This window comes from Streptococcus oralis (assembly GCF_001578935.1).
Classification (GTDB): domain Bacteria; phylum Bacillota; class Bacilli; order Lactobacillales; family Streptococcaceae; genus Streptococcus; species Streptococcus oralis_R.
Genome location: NZ_KQ969521.1, coordinates 407,419 through 415,441, shown reverse-complemented (window position 1 = coordinate 415,441; position 8,023 = coordinate 407,419). Strand labels below are relative to the sequence as shown.

General features: G+C 42.9%; 6 protein-coding genes. All 6 read right to left on the bottom strand.

Features of this window, described 5'->3' with window-relative positions; translation table 11 throughout:
* The coding region (gene topA / locus SORDD15_RS02055) for a type I DNA topoisomerase (protein WP_061413899.1) at nt 1-2,052 on the bottom strand (2,052 nt) is incomplete at its 3' end.
* 117 nt (nt 2,053-2,169) lie between these two features.
* Entirely contained in the window at nt 2,170-3,018 is an 849-nt protein-coding gene (gene dprA / locus SORDD15_RS02050) for a DNA-processing protein DprA (protein WP_061413897.1), read from the bottom strand.
* Between the two features lie 81 nt (nt 3,019-3,099).
* The gene (locus SORDD15_RS02045; protein ID WP_061413895.1) at nt 3,100-3,723 is read right to left on the bottom strand and encodes a hypothetical protein; all 624 of its coding nucleotides are present in this window, start codon (nt 3,721-3,723) and stop codon (nt 3,100-3,102) included.
* 137 nt (nt 3,724-3,860) lie between these two features.
* On the bottom strand, nt 3,861-5,684 hold the full coding sequence (gene lepA, locus SORDD15_RS02040; RefSeq protein ID WP_061413893.1) for a translation elongation factor 4: 1,824 nt from the start codon (nt 5,682-5,684) through the stop codon (nt 3,861-3,863).
* A gap of 78 nt (nt 5,685-5,762) precedes the next feature.
* The gene (locus SORDD15_RS02035; protein ID WP_061413891.1) at nt 5,763-6,491 is read right to left on the bottom strand and encodes a metallophosphoesterase family protein; all 729 of its coding nucleotides are present in this window, start codon (nt 6,489-6,491) and stop codon (nt 5,763-5,765) included.
* A partial coding sequence (gene recN / locus SORDD15_RS02030; RefSeq protein WP_231097608.1) for a DNA repair protein RecN occupies nt 6,492-8,023 on the bottom strand: 1,532 nt, incomplete at its 5' end. It lies immediately after the preceding gene.

Here is an 8,023-nt window from a genome sequence, read left to right as displayed (position 1 = left end):
ACATACAACCTGCTTGCCACCACCACGGACTTTTTTCTCCACAAGGAAGTGTCCGCATTTTGGACAGTCACGGCCAATTGGTTTGTCCCAGCAAGTAAATTCACATTCAGGATAGCGATTGCAACCATAGAAGATACGATTGCGCTTGGTTTTGCGTTCGATGATTTGTCCTTGATGACAGCTTGGACACTCGACTCCAATCTCTTTTACAATCGCTTGTGTGTGACGGCAGTCTGGGAAATTGCTACAAGCATAGAATTTACCAAAACGACCGAGCTTAATCACCATCGGACTGCCACAAACCTCACAGTCAAATCCAGCTGGCTCATCCTTGATCTGGATTTTTTCCATTTCTTCTTCAGCCTTGGCGACTTCTTTAGAGAATGGTTTATAAAATTCATCAATGACACGTTGCCACTGCTCTTTACCAACTTCGACATCATCCAGTTTTCCTTCCATCTCAGCTGTGAAGGTCACATTGACGATATCTGGGAAATATTCAACAATGAGTTTATTAACAATTTCTCCCAGTTCTGTCGGTTCAAAGCGTTTAGCTGCCAGACGAACATAGTAGCGTTTTTGGATGGTTTCAATGGTCGGAGCATAGGTTGACGGGCGTCCAACCCCATTTTCCTCCAAGGTCTTAATAAGTGTCGCTTCCGAATAGCGAGCAGGTGGTTGGGTGAAATGTTGTTCTGGCTTGCTATTGACCTGCTTGACCACATCTCTAACAGCCATATCTGGCAACATCTTGTTCTTGTCAGAGTCATTGTAGATAGCAAGATATCCATCAAACTTAACTTGGCTTCCATTTGCAACAAACTGAACGCCATTTTGAGAAAGCTTAACAGCCATGGTATCAAAGATAGCGCCTGTCATCTGGCTGGCCACAAAACGGTTCCAGATAAGGGTATAGAGCTTGAGCTGGTCTTTGTCCAAGTACTTAGCGATGCTTTCAGGTGTGTTAAAGACACTAGATGGACGAATGGCTTCGTGAGCATCCTGAGCACCTGAAGCATTTTTAACCTTGCTACCATGCTTGGAATACTTGCTACCAAAACGGTCGTTAATGTAGCTTGCAGCTTCATTTTGGGCCACAGGACTGATACGAGTCGAATCGGTACGCATATAGGTAATCAAACCTTGCACGCCTGATCCGATATTGATCCCTTCATAGAGCTGTTGGGCCACCATCATAGTCTTTCGAGTACGGAAATTGATTTTGTTAGCCGCATCCATCTGCATGGTTGAAGTCGTATACGGTAGGGGCGCATTGCGTTTGCGCTCTTTCTTATCTACCTGGTCTACTGTGAAATCTTTACTAGTCAAATGGGACAAGACTTCTTTGACCTCTTCATTGGTGGTCAATTTCATCTTTTTGCCATTCATACCATAGAAAGAAGCCTGAAATTGTTTGGTTCCCTTCTTAAAAACACCATCAATTGTCCAGTATTCTTCCGGTTGGAAGGCATTGATTTCATTTTCACGGTCAATGATGAGCTTAAGGGCAACAGACTGCACGCGTCCTGCTGATAAGCCCTTCTTGACCTTTTTCCACAAAATAGGCGAAATCGAATACCCTACCAAGCGGTCTAAGACTCGACGAGCTTGTTGGGCGTCGACCAAGTCCATGTCAATCTTGCGAGGTTCTTTAAAAGCATTTTTTACTGCGTCCTTGGTGATTTCATTAAAGACCACACGGTTGGCATCATTCTCATCCAAGTTGAGAATGTGAGCCAAATGCCAGGAAATCGCTTCTCCCTCACGGTCCGGGTCACTCGCCAGAAAGACTTTATTGGCCTTTTTAGCTTCTTTTTTTAAGTCATTGATGAGAGGACCTTTTCCTCGGATATTGATATACTGTGGTTCATAGTTATTTTCAATGTCAACAGACATACTAGATTTCTTCAAATCACGGATATGCCCGACACTGGCTAAAACCTTGTAATTTCTGCCTAGGTATTTCTCAATCGTTTTCGCTTTAGCAGGCGACTCCACGATGACTAGATTTTTCTTAACTGTTGATTTTTTCTTCTTTGTTGCCGTAGCCACACTATCACACCTTTTCAAAGTAATAAACTTTATAAAGTGTAAACCATTTTTCTATAGCTGTCAAGACCTAAGTCCTATATATAGAAGAAAAGTTTATCTGTGTGAACAAATTTCTCCTTAAAATTCAAACTCAGCCAGCACATCCTGCCCACTGGTGACCAATTTTGCTCCTTCTTGAATCAAATGATGACAGCCGTCTGAATGTCCATCAAGAATGCTCCCTGGAATAGCAAAAACGTCTCTCCCCTCTTCCATTGCTCGCTCGCAAGTAATCAAACTGCCTGAGCGCATTCTCGCCTCTGCTACAATGACTCCGCGACACAGTCCAGCAATGATACGATTACGAGCTGGAAAGTGAAATTTCAGAGGTTGTTCACCAGGTCCGTACTCGCTAAGTACCAAATGGTGACTGCCGATGTGTTCCTGCAATCGTTTATTGGCACGGGGGTAGAAAACATCCAATCCTGTTCCAATCACTGCAATTGTTCTTCCTCCATTCTGGAGTGCAGCCATATGGGCAGCTGTGTCAATGCCCTTGGCTAATCCACTGACCACAATTAACTCGTTTTCCAAACCTTGAATGACTTTCTGAACCGACTTTGCTCCCTGACTAGAACATGAACGACTCCCTACAACAGCAACCTTTGGAAATTTCAACAGGTCTAGATTTCCTTTATAAAACAAGAGCGCTGGAGCATCATAAATCTCACTCAGATCCCAAGGATAACAGTCATCAAGAATCGAGAAGGATGGAAATTTCTGAAACTCCTTCTCCAACTGTGCATCATCTATCTGGAAATAGCGTTCCATAAAGACAGCAGGATTACGGCACCCCGATAGTTCCGCAATATCACCTAGCAAGAGCTCCTGATCTACAGTCTCATCGTATTCAAGAACAGTTAAAATTTGTTGATTGGTCAGCCCAGCTTTTCTCAATTTGTAAATCTCATAGTTTGTGATCTTCATATACAACTCCATTTCTTTTTCTACTCATCTATCTATTCGTAAAAAAAATAAAAAGAAGACCAAGGATCTTCTTTTTTTCATTTATTCAGCTTTAGTAGTTGACCAGCTACTTTCAACCATCGGCAAGATTGTTTTTAAAGTTTTCCCATCCCCTTCAAGTGAAACATAGCGGATTTTACCATCATTTGATCGGAAAACCCAAGTAACGAGGTATTTCCCTGATTTAGCAATTGCATTGACAACATAGGCTTCATAGCCTCCAATGGTCGATTTGGAGCCCCAAACCTTACTGAAATCAGAGCTTTGTTCTTTGGAAGTTAAAATACTAGATGAGACAGTCACAACATCCAGTTTAGCATATTCTTCTTCGCTGATATTAAACTGCTCAGCATTGAAGGTATTTAGCGTAACAATGTTGATATCTGTTCCATCACAATACTGTATATCATTTCCACCTTCTACTTCATGGAATCGAACCCATGATTTGGGTACCTTGACAAAGCCATACTCATTCGAGCCGACGATTTGCGTCTCTTCCTTTTTCGCTTCAGAAACAGCAGAACTAGAGCTACTTGTTTCCTGACTGCTAGAAGAACTAACAACCGCAGTCGAACTTTCTTCGGTTGCTGTTTGTGATTTATTAGAGCATGAAGCTAAAAAAGCACTAACAGTAACTACAGTACCTAAAATCAATAATTTTTTCATCCTACCACCTCTCCATCTGCATTATAAGAAAAATAAGAACTTCTGTCAAATTTTGACCCAATCTATTCTGTTAGTTTCCGATTTTTTAGCTCATATTTAAAGCAAAAACTCTTGAAAAATCTTCAAGAGTTTTATTTCTATTCTTCATCCATGCTTAAGACGCTAAGGAAGGCTTCTTGTGGTACTTCTACTGATCCGATAGCTTTCATGCGTTTCTTACCAGCTTTTTGTTTTTCAAGGAGTTTGCGTTTACGAGAAACGTCACCACCATAACATTTGGCAAGTACGTTCTTACGAAGGGCCTTGATATCAGTACGAGCCACGATTTTGTGCCCAATAGCTGCTTGGATTGGCACCTCAAATTGTTGACGAGGAATGATTTTCTTGAGCTTATCCACGATGAGTTTCCCACGTTCGTAGGCGAAATCCTTGTGAACGATAAAGCTGAGGGCGTCCACCTTGTCTCCATTGAGAAGGATATCCATTTTGACTAGCTTAGATGGGCGGTACTCTGACAATTCGTAGTCAAAGCTTGCATAACCACGCGTCGAAGACTTAAGCTTATCAAAGAAGTCAAAGACGATTTCAGCAAGTGGAATTTGATAGATAACATTGACACGATTGTCATCAATATAGTCCATGGTCACAAAGTCCCCACGCTTGCGCTGAGCCAATTCCATCACTGCTCCAACAAACTCCTGCGGTACCATGATTTGCGCCTTAACATAAGGTTCTTCAATAGTCGCAATCTTAGTTGGGTCTGGAAACTCAGATGGGTTCGATACATCCATAGACTCCCCGTCGGTCAAGTTAACCTTGTAAATAACAGACGGAGCTGTCATGATGAGGTCAATGTTAAACTCACGTTCTAGACGCTCTTGGATAACATCCATATGGAGAAGTCCAAGGAATCCACAACGGAAACCAAATCCAAGCGCCTGAGATGTTTCTGGTTCAAACTGCAGGCTGGCATCGTTGAGCTGCAATTTTTCAAGGGCTTCACGAAGATCATTGTATTTATTAGACTCGATTGGATAAAGCCCTGCAAAGACCATAGGGTTCATTTGCTTGTAGCCATCTAGCGGTTCTGCCGCTGGATTGGCTGCCAAGGTAACTGTATCACCCACACGGGTATCTTGAACCGTCTTGATGGAAGCCGCAATATAACCAACGTCACCAGTCGCAAGGAAATCACGACCAACTGCTTTCGGTGTGAAAATTCCAACCTCCGTCACATCAAAAGTCTTGCCATTGCTCATGAGTTGAATCTTATCGCCAGGTTTAACCACTCCATCCATGACACGCACTTGGAGGATAACCCCACGATAGGCATCATAAACTGAGTCGAAAATCAAGGCTTTTAATGGAGCTGAAACATCACCAGTTGGTGCGGGAACTTTCTCTACGATCTGCTCAAGGATTTCTTCAATACCAATACCAGCCTTAGCAGAAGCTAAGACCGCTTCACTGGCATCCAGTCCAATGATATCCTCAATCTCTGTGCGTACGCGCTCTGGATCCGCTGCTGGTAGGTCAATCTTGTTAATGACTGGAAGAATTTCCAAATCATTGTCCAAGGCTAAATAAACGTTAGCAAGAGTTTGCGCCTCAATCCCTTGGGCCGCATCGACTACCAAAATCGCCCCTTCACAGGCCGCTAACGAACGCGACACTTCATAGGTAAAGTCCACGTGCCCCGGCGTATCAATCAAGTGGAAAATATAGGTCTCGCCATCTTTTGCAGTGTAATTGAGCTCAATAGCATTGAGTTTAATGGTAATCCCACGTTCACGCTCAAGATCCATACTATCCAGAAGCTGGGCTTGCATTTCACGACTAGAAACTGTCTCCGTCTTTTCCAAAATGCGGTCTGCTAGCGTTGATTTCCCATGGTCAATATGGGCGATAATAGAGAAGTTCCGGATCTTCTCCTGTCGTTTTTTTAATTCTTCTAAGTTCATGATGCTCTTCCTTTCAGGGTATCTATTAATTATAAATTGTTTTTAACATTTTGACAAGACCATACCCTGCTAGGAGTACTAATCTTCGGCAACAAAGCCGTCATTTTCGATAAAGTGGTGTTCTGTCATTCCTTGGTCTGTAAAGACGATTCCATGAAGGACACCACCATAGACAGCTCCTCCATCCATGCCAATCTTGCCATCCTCTGTCATCCAAAGCTCAGCTGTACCTCGGTCTTGCTTCAGCAAACCATAAACTGGTGTATGCCCAAAGACGATGGTTTTTCCAGTATGATTTTCAGCTTCGTGGAATGGTTTTCTGAGCCAAACTTTTTTATAATCTGTAGTTTCATGCCAGTCATCCAAGGTCAAATCAATACCTGCATGAACAAAGATATACTTGTCTGTCTCTACTACAAATGGCATTTGACGAATAAATTCGACCAAATCTGCCGCTTCAGTCGCAACACGTTTGGCATCTTCTACGCCATCAACTGGTGCATCCAAGGGACGACCTAGGATTGAGTTAATAGTTGTATCTCCACCATTGCGACGATAATGGTCATAGCTTTCTTCTGGGTCATCGAGCCAAGTCAAAAACATATACTCGTGGTTTCCTGATAAACAGATAGCCCCTTGATTGTCGACCAAGTCTTTGACCATTTCTAGAACACGGCGACTGTCTTCACCACGGTCAATCAAATCCCCTAGAAAGAGCAATTGAGTTTGACCATTCCATGTTTTAAGAAGGTCTTCCAACATTCCTGCTTTCCCGTGAACATCTCCAATTACATAATAGTCTGTCATTTATTTCATCCTCGTTTGCAATAATTCTCTAGCTTGGGTAAGGGCAGCTTCTGTTACATTTTCCCCAGCCAACATTTTAGCTACTTCCTCTACTCGCTCTTCTAAAGTCAAGAGGCGAACCGTCGACACCGTAGAATGCTCATCACTAATCTTCTCAATAAAGAATTGATAATCCGCGATGGCAATCACTTGTGGAAGGTGAGAGATAGCAAGAACCTGACCATGCTGGCCAATCTTATGAATCTTTTGAGCAATGGCTTGGGCCACACGACCTGAAACTCCCGTATCCACCTCATCAAAGACAATACTGGTCTTGCCTTCCTTACGAGAAAAGGCTGACTTGATAGCTAACATGAGACGGGATAATTCCCCACCAGATGCAACTTTGACCAAGGGTTTAAAGTCCTCACCCGGGTTAGTAGAAATGTAAAACTCGACCGTTTCATTGCCCTCACGACTAAATTTGCCCTTGCTAAAGCGAACCTGGAATTGTGCCTTCTCCATATAGAGGTTCTGAAGTTCTTGCTTAATCTCTGCCTCAAGCTGCTGGGCCAAATCATGACGAGCAGATGCAAGCTGCCCTGCCAAATCAACAAGATTAACTTCCAATTTCTTGAGTTCTGTTTCCATGTCTTCGGAAGAAAGATTATTACCCGTCAAGAGATTGTACTCATCCGTAATCTTGGCGAAGTAAAGTAAAACATCGTCTACAGTCCCACCGTACTTGCGGGTAATAGTATTCAAAAGATCTAGGCGATTCTCAACCTGCATGAGGCGATTGCCATCAAAATCCAAGTCCTCAATAATATCTTCCAAACGCTTGGTAATATCTTCTAAAACATAGTATGTTTCTGATAGAGAACTTGAAATTTCACGGTATTCAGGGTCATACTCTTCGACACTTTCCATGTCATTCATGGCTGAACGGACATTAGCAAGACTGGAGAATTCCTCATTGTCCAACATGCTATAGGCATTGGTTAGCGTATCAGCAATATTCTTATGATTGAGGAGTTTATCTCGTTCTTGGTTGAGAACCAAGTCTTCACCAGCCTGCAAGTTTGCAGCCTCAATCTCTGCCATTTGAAATTCCAACATCTCAATACGAGCCTTATGTTCCTGCTGGTTTTTCTTGACTTCCAAAACCTGCTTACGCATTTTGCGATAGGCATCAAAACTCGTCTGATAGGTCTCCTTCAAGTCCAAGAAAGCAGCATCACCAAACTCATCCAACATCTGGATGTGCAGTTGAGGACGCATTAACTCTTCTTGGTCATGCTGACCATGGATATCCACAAGGTGTTGCCCAATAGCACGCAAGACAGAAAGATTGACCATCTGACCATTCACGCGACTAACACTACGACCATTTTGCAAAATTTCCCGGCGGATGATAATTTCATCACCCAATTCCAAACCTTGCTCTTCAAAAAGTTCCTGTAAAAGGCGACTATTTTCAACTGAGAAAAGTCCTTCAATCTCTGCCTTTGGCGCACCGTGACGAATAACGTCTGTCGTTGCACGAGCCCCAC

Excerpts from the sequence above, each read along its gene's own strand:
- SORDD15_RS02045 (WP_061413895.1), bottom strand. The coding sequence starts at position 3,723 with ATGAAAAAATTATTGATTTTAGGTACTGTAGTTACTGTTAGTGCTTTT.
- dprA (WP_061413897.1), bottom strand. The coding sequence starts at position 3,018 with ATGAAGATCACAAACTATGAGATTTACAAATTGAGAAAAGCTGGGCTG.
- SORDD15_RS02035 (WP_061413891.1), bottom strand. The coding sequence starts at position 6,491 with ATGACAGACTATTATGTAATTGGAGATGTTCACGGGAAAGCAGGAATG.
- lepA (WP_061413893.1), bottom strand. The coding sequence starts at position 5,684 with ATGAACTTAGAAGAATTAAAAAAACGACAGGAGAAGATCCGGAACTTC.